At 37.6% G+C, this 13537-nt stretch carries 16 protein-coding genes and 1 pseudogene; 10 read left to right on the top strand and 7 right to left on the bottom strand.

Annotated features, from left to right (window positions below; genetic code table 11):
• Nucleotides 1-269: 269 nt before the first annotated feature.
• The 8 genes and pseudogenes from HOO54_RS01165 to HOO54_RS01130 all read left to right on the top strand — a co-directional run bounded on the left by HOO54_RS01165 (nucleotide 270) and on the right by HOO54_RS01130 (nucleotide 4840).
• Complete coding sequence (locus HOO54_RS01165; protein ID WP_172292078.1) at nucleotides 270-890, top strand: hypothetical protein; 621 nt, start codon at nucleotides 270-272, stop codon at nucleotides 888-890.
• A gap of 655 nt (nucleotides 891-1545) precedes the next feature.
• A complete protein-coding gene (locus HOO54_RS01160) occupies nucleotides 1546-2223 on the top strand; it encodes a hypothetical protein (RefSeq protein ID WP_172292080.1) in 678 nt (225 codons plus the stop codon).
• Between the two features lie 53 nt (nucleotides 2224-2276).
• Entirely contained in the window at nucleotides 2277-2552 is a 276-nt protein-coding gene (locus HOO54_RS01155; RefSeq protein ID WP_172292082.1) for a hypothetical protein, read from the top strand.
• Nucleotides 2545-2814, top strand: a complete 270-nt coding sequence (locus HOO54_RS01150; RefSeq protein ID WP_172292084.1) for a hypothetical protein — start codon at nucleotides 2545-2547, stop codon at nucleotides 2812-2814. Before HOO54_RS01155 ends, HOO54_RS01150 begins: the two co-directional genes overlap by 8 nt.
• A gap of 51 nt (nucleotides 2815-2865) precedes the next feature.
• A pseudogene (locus tag HOO54_RS01145) lies at nucleotides 2866-3192 on the top strand (single-stranded DNA-binding protein); the annotation flags it as partial.
• Nucleotides 3193-3326: 134 nt separating this feature from the next.
• Nucleotides 3327-3662: a hypothetical protein gene (locus HOO54_RS01140; RefSeq protein ID WP_172292088.1), complete on the top strand. Its 336-nt coding sequence runs from the start codon at nucleotides 3327-3329 to the stop codon at nucleotides 3660-3662.
• A gap of 120 nt (nucleotides 3663-3782) precedes the next feature.
• Nucleotides 3783-4070, top strand: a complete 288-nt coding sequence (locus tag HOO54_RS01135) for a hypothetical protein (RefSeq protein WP_172292090.1) — start codon at nucleotides 3783-3785, stop codon at nucleotides 4068-4070.
• A gap of 239 nt (nucleotides 4071-4309) precedes the next feature.
• On the top strand, nucleotides 4310-4840 hold the full coding sequence (locus tag HOO54_RS01130; RefSeq protein ID WP_172292092.1) for a thermonuclease family protein: 531 nt from the start codon (nucleotides 4310-4312) through the stop codon (nucleotides 4838-4840).
• A 285-nt stretch (nucleotides 4841-5125) separates the two neighbouring features.
• Here HOO54_RS01130 and comI read toward each other — a convergent pair whose 3' ends face one another.
• From comI to HOO54_RS01100, 7 genes are all read right to left on the bottom strand, one after another.
• Nucleotides 5126-5224: a competence inhibitor ComI gene (gene comI, locus HOO54_RS23970; RefSeq protein ID WP_241657006.1), complete on the bottom strand. Its 99-nt coding sequence runs from the start codon at nucleotides 5222-5224 to the stop codon at nucleotides 5126-5128.
• A gap of 317 nt (nucleotides 5225-5541) precedes the next feature.
• Nucleotides 5542-6192, bottom strand: coding sequence for a SprT-like domain-containing protein (locus HOO54_RS01125; RefSeq protein WP_172292094.1), 651 nt, complete (start codon nucleotides 6190-6192; stop codon nucleotides 5542-5544).
• A 69-nt stretch (nucleotides 6193-6261) separates the two neighbouring features.
• Nucleotides 6262-6498, bottom strand: coding sequence for a hypothetical protein (locus HOO54_RS01120; RefSeq protein WP_172292096.1), 237 nt, complete (start codon nucleotides 6496-6498; stop codon nucleotides 6262-6264).
• Nucleotides 6499-6604: 106 nt separating this feature from the next.
• Entirely contained in the window at nucleotides 6605-7084 is a 480-nt protein-coding gene (locus tag HOO54_RS01115) for a hypothetical protein (protein ID WP_172292098.1), read from the bottom strand.
• A 92-nt stretch (nucleotides 7085-7176) separates the two neighbouring features.
• Nucleotides 7177-7644 carry a hypothetical protein gene (locus tag HOO54_RS01110; RefSeq protein ID WP_172292100.1) on the bottom strand — a complete coding sequence of 156 codons (468 nt, stop codon included), beginning with the start codon at nucleotides 7642-7644 and terminating at the stop codon, nucleotides 7177-7179.
• Nucleotides 7645-7687: 43 nt separating this feature from the next.
• Nucleotides 7688-8131 (bottom strand): hypothetical protein, encoded by a 444-nt coding sequence (locus HOO54_RS01105; protein ID WP_172292102.1) that lies wholly within the window; start codon nucleotides 8129-8131, stop codon nucleotides 7688-7690.
• 15 nt (nucleotides 8132-8146) lie between these two features.
• The gene (locus tag HOO54_RS01100; RefSeq protein ID WP_172292104.1) at nucleotides 8147-9301 is read right to left on the bottom strand and encodes a ParM/StbA family protein; all 1155 of its coding nucleotides are present in this window, start codon (nucleotides 9299-9301) and stop codon (nucleotides 8147-8149) included.
• A 2598-nt stretch (nucleotides 9302-11899) separates the two neighbouring features.
• Here HOO54_RS01100 and HOO54_RS01095 point away from each other — a divergent pair.
• Entirely contained in the window at nucleotides 11900-13054 is a 1155-nt protein-coding gene (locus HOO54_RS01095; protein WP_172292104.1) for a ParM/StbA family protein, read from the top strand.
• Between the two features lie 15 nt (nucleotides 13055-13069).
• Nucleotides 13070-13513, top strand: a complete 444-nt coding sequence (locus HOO54_RS01090) for a hypothetical protein (protein WP_172292102.1) — start codon at nucleotides 13070-13072, stop codon at nucleotides 13511-13513.
• The last annotated feature ends 24 nt before the right edge of the window (nucleotides 13514-13537 follow it).

Raw genomic sequence — 13537 nt, 5'->3', positions numbered from 1 at the left:
CCTATCGTCCTTAGTCTGTTTTAATGATTCGAAATACAATAGCGAGAATTAAAATTCCAATTATCCCTATCACGTTGACAATTGTCTGGGCAGTTTCTTCTAAAAAAAAGTTAGATACAAAAGATCCTATAACAATAACAAAGAGTAAAGTAACCATAAAATTTTTCATGAAATATTCACCTTTCTAGAAAATTAACTATCCACTTAAATACTTATATAGTATATAATTACATGGAATGTTTGTAAATTACTTTAATAGGAGGGTTTTTATGGTTTCTAATTTTAAAACTTTTAAGTACATAATTATTTTTATGTGTACATGCTTATTATTTTCCACGGCGGTCTCTCTTCCAATGGCAAAAGCAGAAAGTCTTTCAAACGAAATTAATGCTGAGGCTGAACAACTCGAAAATGTTTTTGGTCCTTTTGCTAAATTAATTGATGAAATGCCTACGGATGTTGCGGAACGAGGGATTGAAGCAGGGGTTAAATGGCTAAATGAAAATAAAGGGTCTGACTTCAAGGATTTCAATTTTATTGCTACTGAAGAAGGCTTAAAAACTATTGAAATAAATAACAATCATACATTTAAAACACAGAGCTTTTTATCTTGGCCATGTCTTTCAAGTATAGGAAAGGCTCTTATTTCTAATGCTATACCATGGGCTAAGCTTTTAAAAGTGAAAAAAGCCGCAAAATTAATGGGTGGAATAAATACAATGGTTAAGACAGTTGTTAGAGCTTATAAACACCAAAGAAACTTAGGGCGTTCCCGAATGGGAGCACTTAAAAAGGCAATTCGAATCTCCACAAAAGCATTTCCTGGAGAAACACAAAAAGCATTATTGGAATTCTTTAATATAGGAGATGTCTTTTACCGTTGCTTTTAGAAATTTCATATAAATGAAGGCTGCTGTCGAGAAAATCACAGTAGCCTCCTTTTTCATTTAACGGGCTTAAGCCCGTTTTTCTTTGCTTAAGCAAAGAATGTATTAAGAATTGTTCATCTTGGTTTTCATATTTTTTAAGCGTATCCTTCCAATACCTCTTAGTTCCCTGCATAATGCCTCCTTTTTTTTGACGACTTCTAACATACATTTATAAACTTCCGGATTTACTTGCAGCGGATGCAGAAGCTACAGCTGCTATGTTCCTGTCCATTTTTTAACGAGTGAACAAAGATGAAAAAACCAAATACAAAACAACGCCAGGCGGAAAGGAGACATACGTCTCCTTTCGGCTTTTTCCCTTTTTGACCTCCGAAGCGTAAATGTCCCCAAGGCTTGTAGGGCCGGGGTCGGGCGAGCCTCGTTACTCTTCCCGACTCCGGCCCAACAAGCCGAGCTGACTCATCAAGGGGCGAAAAACTTTTTATCGAAACCCCGCTGCAAGCTGCAGCGGTGATAAAAACTTTTCCGGCTGAAACCCTTGACGAGTCAGCTATGGGGCATTTTCGCTCTACGTGTCAAAAAGGGAAAAAATAATCCCCCTTTGGGGAACTAATTCCCTTCGGAGTTCAAAAATGAAAAAAGGAGAGGAAACCAAATGAGCATTGAAATCTTTAAAGACCTAAAAGAATTGGAGAAAGCCTATACAGGATTTAATAAGACAAAAATCTATTTCAACGGGACCGTTTATGTTGAGTCAGAACAGCTTGCAGTCACTCTCTACGAAAATACGCTTATCGTCCGTACCCTTGATAATGCTTTAAAGCGCGGAAAAACAGTCATCAAACATACGGTATATTTTCAGAAAGGCTCTTTTGATGGCCAAGAAATCATGAATGAGTATATGTTCTTTCTGAAAATCAATTTTGCTGAATTGATTGAAAGAGCTATCGTAAACGATCTTCCGGACATTGATGACGGGAGCGTGAAAAACTTTCATGATAAGGAAAAGGCGGTGCGCGTCTTCAGCCCATTTGCAAAACCGAAAAGGGTTAATCCTCATTCAAAATGGACGATTGACAAGATCGCTAAAGCGATCTTGTCGGGGCAGGTAATACAAGGCGTTCAAGACATGGCGCTTACTGATGATTACGCTTATGACGCGGCGGTGAATTTCAGAAAAGGCGAGCTGTTGGACCTTTTGGACTTTGCCAAAGAGCTGACAGAGTCGCCTAGCGGATGGTGGCTACGGGTCGATGAGACAGAGGACAACAAAATCAAATTACGCGTTGCTTGCCATCACTTTGATTATCGAACTTTGTATGTCGCTGTTTAGGGGCGGAGACACCGCCCTTCCCCTAAAAAAATTTACTTAATGGAGGGTACAACATGATTGATACGACAACATGGCTAGGCAGGTTTATAGATGAGAAGGGTTTGAAGGATCAAGTTTATCGGGTGGATGTTGGCGGGCTAACGCACTTTATCGAAGCTGAGATTTTATATGAAGTCATTCTGTCAGCATCTAAAAGAGAGCAGGAGGTGGTCAAATACTCCCTCATGTGTATTGATTTCAGCAATGGCGACGTAAATCGTTATTTTTTTCAGCACCTAGCAAAAAAGTATATCGAAACAAATTTTCGAGGAGGTTTTTATGATGAATAATTCAATTTTGTTGTGGACGCACGGGCCTTATGATGATTTCGCGGAGGATGGAGAGCAGGGTATTTGCTTTAAGGTTAGAAAAAGTTGGCTATTTCATCTATTACCGCAGTATGGATATGCTGATTTATTAGACTTCTTGAAAAATTACAGTTGGGATGAGGCTGAGGAAATCATGTTACTGGCCGAAGGAGAAAATGAGATTTTGTATAAGAAGTGTTGGTTTTCGGGTGATGTCATTTCAAATCTGCTCATTGAAGCCTAATTTTTTTAAAAAAGTATTGAATAGTACTATTCAAAAAAGGAGAGATCATAAATGAATAATGTTTCACTTATTGGCAGACTTACAAGAGATCCGGAACTTAAATATACACCGAGCGGGAATCCCGTCGTTAACTTTACAGTGGCTGTAAATCGGACTTTTACCAACCAGCAAGGCGAGCGACAAGCCGACTTTATCAACTGTCAGGCATGGAAAAAGCTTGCCGAGAACATCGCAAATTTTCAGCGAAAAGGGTCTTTGATCGGAGTATCCGGACGCTTGCAAACAAGCTCATATGAGAAGGACGGCACTAGAGTTTATAAAATAGAGGTTGTCGTTGAAACAGCTGAGTTTTTAGAACCAAAGAAAAAACAATCAGGCAGCTCACAGTCAGCTGACAGAGACTTCCGGGAACCAATGGGGTTTGTTCCAGGCGCTGATGATGACGAAATTCCGTATTAAGCTAAGGCACGCCCCTTTTGGGGCGTACCAATTCTATATAAGGAGAGAACAAAATGTGTGAATATATCGAATTGCAACGGAATGAAAGAGAGTATATGCTTTTAAAAGAACTGAAAAAGTATTGTCGTGATACATTAGGCATTTCATATGAATGGTTTTTACAGGGCTATACGTTTGACGACGTGGCGTTTATAGAGAATTATTTTTCAGACCTAAACCATTCACAGCCCTGCCCGGATTGCAAGCATGGAAGGCTTTACCGTCAGGCGATCAAAGAAGTCAAAATTTATATTTGTGATACCTGTCCAGCTGTAGAGTTAGGATTTCGGCGGGATTACGACAAGGAAAAGGCAATAAAAAAAGCTTTTGATTTTTTCATGAACTTGTAGCAATCGGGGGCTTTTACCCCTCACCTATAAATTTTTTGAGCCCCGAGAGAAAATCAATGAATGAAACCTTTGTTCTTTTTTTAACGTAAAAATAGAACCTGAAGGACAGGAGGATTAATTGTGGCTATTAAACTTATGAAGTTGATTTCGGTCGTATATTGGCTTGTTACGTCAATTGATTTTTATAGACAATCGACCGCAGATTCCTTCTCAAATCATAATCTTACGTTTGCACATGCTATTTGTTGCGTAATGGGGATACTATCCCTCTTTATAAGTACAGACGGCTATCAGGGGCTAAAACAAATCACTCACTGGATCATTTTTAATTTAATTGGAGTTATTGCAGTGTTTATTGTCTCTCATTATGACATTATCCAAATCATTAATAATTTTTTTGTATTTTGAAATGCTGGCTCCGTTTATTCTTGGCTATGACGTTCCCCTTCCGGTGCCGGGCGACAGCTGAAGGAGGAAAACAAGGTGCGAAAAATTCATTATCACGATTGGGGCCAATGTTATTATTATTTAGTTAACCTTCTAAAAAAGCGTGGCGAAGCCATCCCCGACGACTTAAAGGAATGGCCAACGAGAGAGATAGTTAAGGAGATCGAGAAACGCAGTCTAGTAATGGAGGGGAAAGGCTTATGAAGAAAATAGCAGGATACAGTTTGTCACTTGTGTTGCTTCTGGGCGTCTTGGTGAGCTGCAATAAAGCAGCAGACACACCGCCGACAGACGTGACAACGGTAGCCGAACAGCAGCAGGAACAGCGTTTAATTTCCGCTGAGGTCGTAAATGTTGTAGATGGAGACACCATAGACATAAGGATGAAGAGTGGAAAGAAAGAGCGCGTCCGTTTTATTTTGGTTGATACCCCTGAGACTGTTCATCCTAAAAAGGGAGAAGAGCCATTCGGATGTGAGGTGTCAAACTTCACTAAAAAGACACTCAGCGGCCAGAAAGTTGATCTAAGGCTTGGAGTTCAGGAAAGGGATAGATACGGACGGCTCTTGGCTTATGTCTATCTGAAGGACGGGACAATGATAAATGAATTGTTGCTACAGAAGGGGCTTGCGCGTGTCGCCGTATTCCCTCCAAATACTGAATTTATCGATCAGTTCCGAGACATCGAGAACAAAGCTAAAAAAGAACATAAAGGAATATGGAGTCAGTAAAAATAGACCACGTCTTGTGTGAGGCGGGGTTCTCGTCTGACTTATTACAAATAGAAACTTATAATCTGGACATGCTGTGATTTTGTTGATACAATCGAGGTGTAAATGAATACAATGTATGTAAATGAGTATAATGTATAAAAAAGAGACTATAATAAAGAAAAAGATCGAAGATGCTGGTAACATCTCCGATCGGCGATAGGAGGCTCCTGTAAGGGAGTTCGGCCTTGATCCAAAATTTAATTTTTTAAAGTAAGAACGTCAAGATTGGTAGTCGGGGCGTTCTTACTTTTTTTTGTTCGAGAAACTATGGGCAAGCGTCAATATCCCAACAATCAGGATTCCAAATTGAAACATCAATCCAAGTGCGCTTTCTACAGCCATATTCTCACCTCCCCTCTTTCTGGAGGTGAGCCGAACGCCCCTACAAAGCCGAATCTATCGCTAATTTTTACTTTATAGGAATTTTCTGAAAAACACAAGACTTCCATCCCTTTTTGAGAAAGTTCAAACTTTCTGTTCCCACCGATATATATCAGTAGAGTGTGACATTTTAAAATGAAGACCAGATCCCTTTTTAAGGATCTTTGTATTTGGAATATTGCCTGTGGTATATCATTCACGAAAACATTTAAAACTCTCTCAGAAAACAAAAGAAGGAAAAACAACATGACCCACGGCTTTCACCGTAGGTCTGTCAATTAAGATTCATTGATTAAGATTTCATCGCATTCTACGCATTTTACCGCGATTTCCTTTTTAGAAGATAACACGCGCAGGCTGCACCTAGGGCAGATCCATTTAAACTTTCTAGGCTTTTTTTCTTCCTGCTGTTCTCCGGATTCATTGTCGCCAGCCCCGCCGTGAAATCCTTTTCGTGCAATACTGAAGGATTTAGGGTTAATCTTTAATGATTCAATCTTTTTCTTTGTGACCTCTGTCAGCTTTGGAAAAGCCCATCCATATTTTTTATCTGGTTTGTCGTCAGGGAAGTAAAAGCCGCGCCTCTCGCATTCAGTTTTAAATCTTTTGTTATGATAGGTGCCGTTGCGGGAGCAGTCTTGTATGTTGTGAATTCCATTGTAGAGGTGAACCATTTCGTGAAGCATCGTGTCCATAGTTTCCATGAACTCAATATCGAGGTATTCGGCTGCGATGTTCAATTCATACCGTCGGTTTTTCCCTTCCTTGTCGCGCCAGACTTCTTTTGTCGTACACCATCCCATAGATTTACGGTTTCCACTTGTTTGAATGGTGATTGCTGGTTCAGGCAGTTCACCATTGAAAAAGGCATCATTTAACTTCTTGAAAGCGACATGCAGTTCATTGATGGCTGCTTGAATATTAGTCATGAGGAGCGCCTCCAATCTTCATTTACATTAGTAGGGTTGAACCTATCGAAAAACCCCATTTATACATGTTTATTCTCTTTCATTGATTGATTTACTTACAGAAATAGAATTTAATAGGTTGATAACCAATCCCCAAACCTCACTAGATGCCTTTATTTCATACTCATTCATCAAAGGAATATAAGCTTCAAGACCTTCTTTTAAACCTTCTTCAGTGGCAAAATAACTCTTCACGGCATGGTCAAACTCATTTACATGCTCGATGACAAATTCCCAATCTTCCTTGTAAATTTCTAATTTTCGCATGTACTGTCCTCCTATTGATCAAAGTGTTTGGATACACTTCTGTTTTCTTGTCATCTAAATCAATCTCGATAAGTGCCAAAAAACTATACCCTCACAAATCTCTTCTTTACGAATGACTTTTCATCAGCATGATCTTACCTTGTTTTTGCTCTATTTTATTGACGTATGCAGATAAAAATTTGTCATTAATTTGTTCCGGTATGTAACCGATCCGGTCAGCAATAATGTTTTCGATCACCCATACCTTGCGAGTGGCTTTTTCGTACTCCTTGTAGCTTTCTTGATGGAACTGATTAAGCTGTTTATCGCTTTGTCCGGCCTGTTCAGCTCGATGAATGTTAAGGCGACTATTATATACATTTGAACGGTACTTACGGGCGTATCTTAATAGATAGATGAGTTCAATTGTTTTGGATTTTAATAATTCAAGAGTCGATTTAAAAATGTCAGCCGGATCAGGTTCATAGGAGAGCGAATGTTTTTTTCGTTGACCGTTTTCCGAGATGTCGTCAAGCTTGAGGGCCATTTCACAGTATGAGCAGTAATTTGAAGCAAGTTCTGTACCACAGTAGGTGCATGTTTTCAATTAAGCTCACTCCTTAATTAAATCTTTTGAATAGCCTTCTAATGTTTTTAGTAATTTCTATTAAAATTCAATTGCTTCCTTTTAACTGGTATTCAAAAAAATAATTCAAAAATCGGTATATTTAAAAATGATATAAAAATTAGACATCCTATGCCAGATATCGCTAATATACTTCCTATACAAGATAATAAGAAGTTTAATCCTATTAATATAATAGAGATATAACGCTTTGTAGATTCATGCCACTGTTTACTGAATTCAGCTATAGGTGAAATAATTATATTTAAAGTAAGAATCCACCCTGATAATTTAGTAAGGTTTAAAAAAACAACAAGGACATCCTTATCTAACCTATTAAAAGGTATAGTGATCCAGTCGTCACTAAACAAAAAACGAAGCCCTCTAAAATTCGTTTCCGGATAAAAGTCTTGAGGTATCTTTATTTCTAATAAAAAAATGATTATAACTATAATCGAAAACCAAGGAAAGATGCTATAAATCAACTTTTTTGTTAACCCCTTTGATCCTTGACTCTCACAGAAATAGTTGTTTTCTTTCATGTTTTCTCCTCTCTAAAAAAACTAAATCCACTCAGCTATTGCTTTAATCATCCTCATCGTCAAAATCCAAGAAGTTATCCTGTGCAAACTGTAAAACTTTCTTATTCTGTATGAACGGTGCTGTCTCTGTCTCCTCGTTGTCGCCGATCTTTTTGGCCTCATCTTCTTGAGAAGATAGGCGAACAGCTTTAGCTGGTTCCCTTAGAAGTTGTATAGCTATTTGTCCGATAAGGTGCCGGACTTCCTCACTCTCAAGTTTCTTTTTTTCTCTATAAGTTAAATCATTAGGAAGAGGAACGACAATACTGTTCCTCTTCTTATTGGTGAGCGCTTCTGTTTCTATGATATTGATTAGCCGATCAGCAATTTCGCTTCCAAACTTTCGGCCATGTTGCTTTTTTAATTTGTTGATCTTTTTGATAACGACCTCTGGCGTATCAACAGGCAATCTGAATTGAATTAAGTCCTTTGGTTTGATTTCTTTCATTGTTTATCATCACCTTTATTGGGCAGTTACGGGATTTTCAGACTTTGGTAACTTTATTTCCTTGCTTTGGCAGTAGATTGTTAGGATTTTGTAGTAGGCCCGTGCAATCATCCAAATGCTGTTATCGACTTTAGGAAATTCAAAAGGGAATTTTGCATCTTCTTTATTAAGTTCTATTAAATAATTTTTTAGAACAACCGAGCCGCCACCAATATTGTATGCTTTACGGATATCGGGAACATTTCTCCAAATGCTTTTAATTAGCTTATATTCTTCGTTGGCAAGTGTAGATAATTCCTCATCTACAATGTCTTTAATGCTTACAGCTTGACCTGCGACATAGATTGTATTTTTTTCCTCAACGTCAGCATTTGTGATTATTTCAACTAGGTCTCTACGGCTTTTAATGTTGTAACGGTGCTGAGTATACACTTTTTTAATAATGTTATCTAAAGCTCCAGAAACGCCTTTTTTGATACCATCACTAAATTCGTTATCAACTTGAGCTTCTTTTGTTATGATCGCACTATCAGTTGAAAGGCCACCAATGTCATTGATTAAAATTGTTTTACCAATGATGCTTTCATCTTTTGTAGATCCATCATTATTAGTTGTAAGATCAATATAAGCTGCAAAGCCTTCAGTGTTAACCAAGACATTTTCAAAAGAAATTTCAACAGTTATTCCTTCATAAATAGGAGTGTTTAAAAACGTCACCTTATGATTTCCAGTTCTTATTTTCTTTCGAAATGCTTTATTTAATCCCCTTTTCGTTTCATCCATTGGAAGACCTGTAGAGAGTAAATACTTAGCTTTTATGACTTTGTCTTCATCAACTTTAAGATTTTTAGCAGCATCGAGGGCCAATGTAGTAAGCAACATAATTATTGCTTGATCGTTTTCTGATTTGTCAGTGTCTGGTGTTAATTCTTCATTTACTGTTTGTTTGCTTGCTAGCTTTCCGACTGCTACTTTTTGAACATCCTTTTTTAATGAGGTGCTTTTTATTTCAACATGAATAGCGTCTAAAGGGTTTTTTTCCATTTCTACAATAGAACGGCTTTCTAACTTTGCAACTACATTAGGTATGTAGAGCTGATCTTCGTCTTTAAGGCCTCCTAAATATGCTTTAACTGCATCATTACCAATGTCTACACTTGCTAATCTCATGAATGATTCCTCCTCTTATATTCTTAACTTAATTGTAAACAAAATGTATACATTAGTCAAGTGTTAATGTAAACAAAATGTATACATTTTCAAAACAATAAAAAACCCCTATCAATAGGGGTTTACGAATCTATTAAAAAGGTGTATATTAGTTTTAAAACTTCATACATTTACTAGATTTCAAGAAAAATCGTTTTACATAAAAGAAAGAGCGTTGCGCCAACAACACTCTTTCAGATCAGCTAGCCCTTCGAGTTCCCCAACTCGCTAGCTTAATTGGATAGGTCATAGAAGACCTGTATTCATGTTTTGATAAAGAATATCTGTCCCTATAATAGCAATAAACCCGCTTAAAAACAAGCTTTTTGTACATATTTTGGACAGTTATTTTTCATCAAAACACGACACTTTTTCCAGTTAAGATGGATGTTGGAACCGCTTGGGCTATGCTCAGGCGGTTTTTCTATTTGTCTAGTACGGAGAGCAATGATCTTATCCTCTACGATAAAAAAAAGGTGTCAGGGGGTTAGCTGGAGCCAATTTCAAAAAGTCTAGCGTGTCGGGCGATCTTGCTTCATGGATTGTCAGGCAGGGACGGTATGTTTTGTTCCTTTTCGCCATTGGGGAAAAAAGCGTGTACAAGCCATTGTATGCGTGATAAAAGCTATAAAGTAAAAGGAGGGTTGGACACCATGTCTGTTCGTTCTTTGGACGTACAGAGGGGCTGTGAGATGATCTAGAGATGTTTCTAGTGAAGCTAAGGGAATGGTGCAGTTAATAAGCTCACAGGCGAAAGCAAAACGATGAAGCGCTATACATACGGATACCAAACGGATACCTGAACTCGGTATACCGAGTTTGTCAAAGTGCAGTTTTCTCCCATCGATCAAGGGGGAAAACTGCAACCAGCCGTTTCCAGCCGTTGTCCTAGCCTGGAATCCGAGTTTGCCAAAACCTTAAATCAAAAACAAGGAAAAACCAATTATTTTCGTTGATTTTTTCTTAAATTGACATTGTTTTATAAACTTAAATATTAAAAGGTATGGAGTACTCTTAATTTTATTCGGCCTTAGATCTCCTCAATTTTAAATGATTGGCTTTCAGCTTTTTAGGTAAAAAGGCATAGGATCTCCTTGCAAAATTAGGCCCTGAATAGGTCTTGATTTCATAAGTTGAGGTGATATAATCGTGGTAATAAGGTGGTAATTTAAAGGTATCAAAACCACCAGATCTATGTAGTGTGGAAGGTGGCACATCAATATTTCTCTAAGGACTCGCTCGTGACTTCCCTCTTACTACGTGATAAAGAGGGAAGTCACGAGCGAGTCCTTAGAGAAATATTGATGTGCCACCTTCCACACTACATAGATCTGGTGGTTTTGATACCTTTAAATTACCACCTTATTACCACGATTATATCACCTCAACTTATGAAATCAAGACCTATTCAGGGCCTAATTTTGCAAGGAGATCCTATGCCTTTTTACCTAAAAAGCTGAAAGCCAATCATTTAAAATTGAGGAGATCTAAGGCCGAATAAAATTAAGAGTACTCCATACCTTTTAATATTTAAGTTTATAAAACAATGTCAATTTAAGAAAAAATCAACGAAAATAATTGGTTTTTCCTTGTTTTTGATTTAAGGTTTTGGCAAACTCGGATTCCAGGCTAGGACAACGGCTGGAAACGGCTGGTTGCAGTTTTCCCCTTGATCGATGGGAGAAAACTGCACTTTGACAAACTCGGTATACCGAGTTCAGGTATCCGTTTGGTATCCGTATGTATAGCGCTTCATCGTTTTGCTTTCGCCTGTGAGCTTATTAACTGCACCATTCCCTTAGCTTCACTAGAAACATCTCTAGATCATCTCACAGCCCCTCTGTACGTCCAAAGAACGAACAGACATGGTGTCCAACCCTCCTTTTACTTTATAGCTTTTATCACGCATACAATGGCTTGTACACGCTTTTTTCCCCAATGGCGAAAAGGAACAAAACATACCGTCCCTGCCTGACAATCCATGAAGCAAGATCGCCCGACACGCTAGACTTTTTGAAATTGGCTCCAGCTAACCCCCTGACACCTTTTTTTTATCGTAGAGGATAAGATCATTGCTCTCCGTACTAGACAAATAGAAAAACCGCCTGAGCATAGCCCAAGCGGTTCCAACATCCATCTTAACTGGAAAAAGTGTCGTGTTTTGATGAAAAATAACTGTCCAAAATATGTACAAAAAGCTTGTTTTTAAGCGGGTTTATTGCTATTATAGGGACAGATATTCTTTATCAAAACATGAATACAGGTCTTCTATGACCTATCCAATTAAGCTAGCGAGTTGGGGAACTCGAAGGGCTAGCTGATCTGAAAGAGTGTTGTTGGCGCAACGCTCTTTCTTTTATGTAAAACGATTTTTCTTGAAATCTAGTAAATGTATGAAGTTTTAAAACTAATATACACCTTTTTAATAGATTCGTAAACCCCTATTGATAGGGGTTTTTTATTGTTTTGAAAATGTATACATTTTGTTTACATTAACACTTGACTAATGTATACATTTTGTTTACAATTAAGTTAAGAATATAAGAGGAGGAATCATTCATGAGATTAGCAAGTGTAGACATTGGTAATGATGCAGTTAAAGCATATTTAGGAGGCCTTAAAGACGAAGATCAGCTCTACATACCTAATGTAGTTGCAAAGTTAGAAAGCCGTTCTATTGTAGAAATGGAAAAAAACCCTTTAGACGCTATTCATGTTGAAATAAAAAGCACCTCATTAAAAAAGGATGTTCAAAAAGTAGCAGTCGGAAAGCTAGCAAGCAAACAAACAGTAAATGAAGAATTAACACCAGACACTGACAAATCAGAAAACGATCAAGCAATAATTATGTTGCTTACTACATTGGCCCTCGATGCTGCTAAAAATCTTAAAGTTGATGAAGACAAAGTCATAAAAGCTAAGTATTTACTCTCTACAGGTCTTCCAATGGATGAAACGAAAAGGGGATTAAATAAAGCATTTCGAAAGAAAATAAGAACTGGAAATCATAAGGTGACGTTTTTAAACACTCCTATTTATGAAGGAATAACTGTTGAAATTTCTTTTGAAAATGTCTTGGTTAACACTGAAGGCTTTGCAGCTTATATTGATCTTACAACTAATAATGATGGATCTACAAAAGATGAAAGCATCATTGGTAAAACAATTTTAATCAATGACATTGGTGGCCTTTCAACTGATAGTGCGATCATAACAAAAGAAGCTCAAGTTGATAACGAATTTAGTGATGGTATCAAAAAAGGCGTTTCTGGAGCTTTAGATAACATTATTAAAAAAGTGTATACTCAGCACCGTTACAACATTAAAAGCCGTAGAGACCTAGTTGAAATAATCACAAATGCTGACGTTGAGGAAAAAAATACAATCTATGTCGCAGGTCAAGCTGTAAGCATTAAAGACATTGTAGATGAGGAATTATCTACACTTGCCAACGAAGAATATAAGCTAATTAAAAGCATTTGGAGAAATGTTCCCGATATCCGTAAAGCATACAATATTGGTGGCGGCTCGGTTGTTCTAAAAAATTATTTAATAGAACTTAATAAAGAAGATGCAAAATTCCCTTTTGAATTTCCTAAAGTCGATAACAGCATTTGGATGATTGCACGGGCCTACTACAAAATCCTAACAATCTACTGCCAAAGCAAGGAAATAAAGTTACCAAAGTCTGAAAATCCCGTAACTGCCCAATAAAGGTGATGATAAACAATGAAAGAAATCAAACCAAAGGACTTAATTCAATTCAGATTGCCTGTTGATACGCCAGAGGTCGTTATCAAAAAGATCAACAAATTAAAAAAGCAACATGGCCGAAAGTTTGGAAGCGAAATTGCTGATCGGCTAATCAATATCATAGAAACAGAAGCGCTCACCAATAAGAAGAGGAACAGTATTGTCGTTCCTCTTCCTAATGATTTAACTTATAGAGAAAAAAAGAAACTTGAGAGTGAGGAAGTCCGGCACCTTATCGGACAAATAGCTATACAACTTCTAAGGGAACCAGCTAAAGCTGTTCGCCTATCTTCTCAAGAAGATGAGGCCAAAAAGATCGGCGACAACGAGGAGACAGAGACAGCACCGTTCATACAGAATAAGAAAGTTTTACAGTTTGCACAGGATAACTTCTTGGATTTTGACGATGAGGATGATTAAAGCAATAGCTGAGTGGATTTAGTT

This window comes from Bacillus sp. WMMC1349 (assembly GCF_013155385.1).
GTDB lineage: Bacteria > Bacillota > Bacilli > Bacillales > Bacillaceae > Bacillus.
This window is presented reverse-complemented; position numbering and strand designations above follow the sequence as displayed.

Coding starts and splice junctions, on each gene's coding strand:
- HOO54_RS01130 (WP_172292092.1), top strand. CDS start 4,310: ATGAAGAAAATAGCAGGATACAGTTTGTCACTTGTGTTGCTTCTGGGC.
- HOO54_RS01140 (WP_172292088.1), top strand. CDS start 3,327: ATGTGTGAATATATCGAATTGCAACGGAATGAAAGAGAGTATATGCTT.
- HOO54_RS01160 (WP_172292080.1), top strand. CDS start 1,546: ATGAGCATTGAAATCTTTAAAGACCTAAAAGAATTGGAGAAAGCCTAT.
- comI (WP_241657006.1), bottom strand. CDS start 5,224: ATGGCTGTAGAAAGCGCACTTGGATTGATGTTTCAATTTGGAATCCTG.
- HOO54_RS01090 (WP_172292102.1), top strand. CDS start 13,070: ATGAAAGAAATCAAACCAAAGGACTTAATTCAATTCAGATTGCCTGTT.
- HOO54_RS01100 (WP_172292104.1), bottom strand. CDS start 9,301: ATGAGATTAGCAAGTGTAGACATTGGTAATGATGCAGTTAAAGCATAT.
- HOO54_RS01155 (WP_172292082.1), top strand. CDS start 2,277: ATGATTGATACGACAACATGGCTAGGCAGGTTTATAGATGAGAAGGGT.
- HOO54_RS01120 (WP_172292096.1), bottom strand. CDS start 6,498: ATGCGAAAATTAGAAATTTACAAGGAAGATTGGGAATTTGTCATCGAG.
- HOO54_RS01110 (WP_172292100.1), bottom strand. CDS start 7,644: ATGAAAGAAAACAACTATTTCTGTGAGAGTCAAGGATCAAAGGGGTTA.
- HOO54_RS01105 (WP_172292102.1), bottom strand. CDS start 8,131: ATGAAAGAAATCAAACCAAAGGACTTAATTCAATTCAGATTGCCTGTT.
- HOO54_RS01150 (WP_172292084.1), top strand. CDS start 2,545: ATGAATAATTCAATTTTGTTGTGGACGCACGGGCCTTATGATGATTTC.
- HOO54_RS01165 (WP_172292078.1), top strand. CDS start 270: ATGGTTTCTAATTTTAAAACTTTTAAGTACATAATTATTTTTATGTGT.
- HOO54_RS01125 (WP_172292094.1), bottom strand. CDS start 6,192: ATGACTAATATTCAAGCAGCCATCAATGAACTGCATGTCGCTTTCAAG.
- HOO54_RS01095 (WP_172292104.1), top strand. CDS start 11,900: ATGAGATTAGCAAGTGTAGACATTGGTAATGATGCAGTTAAAGCATAT.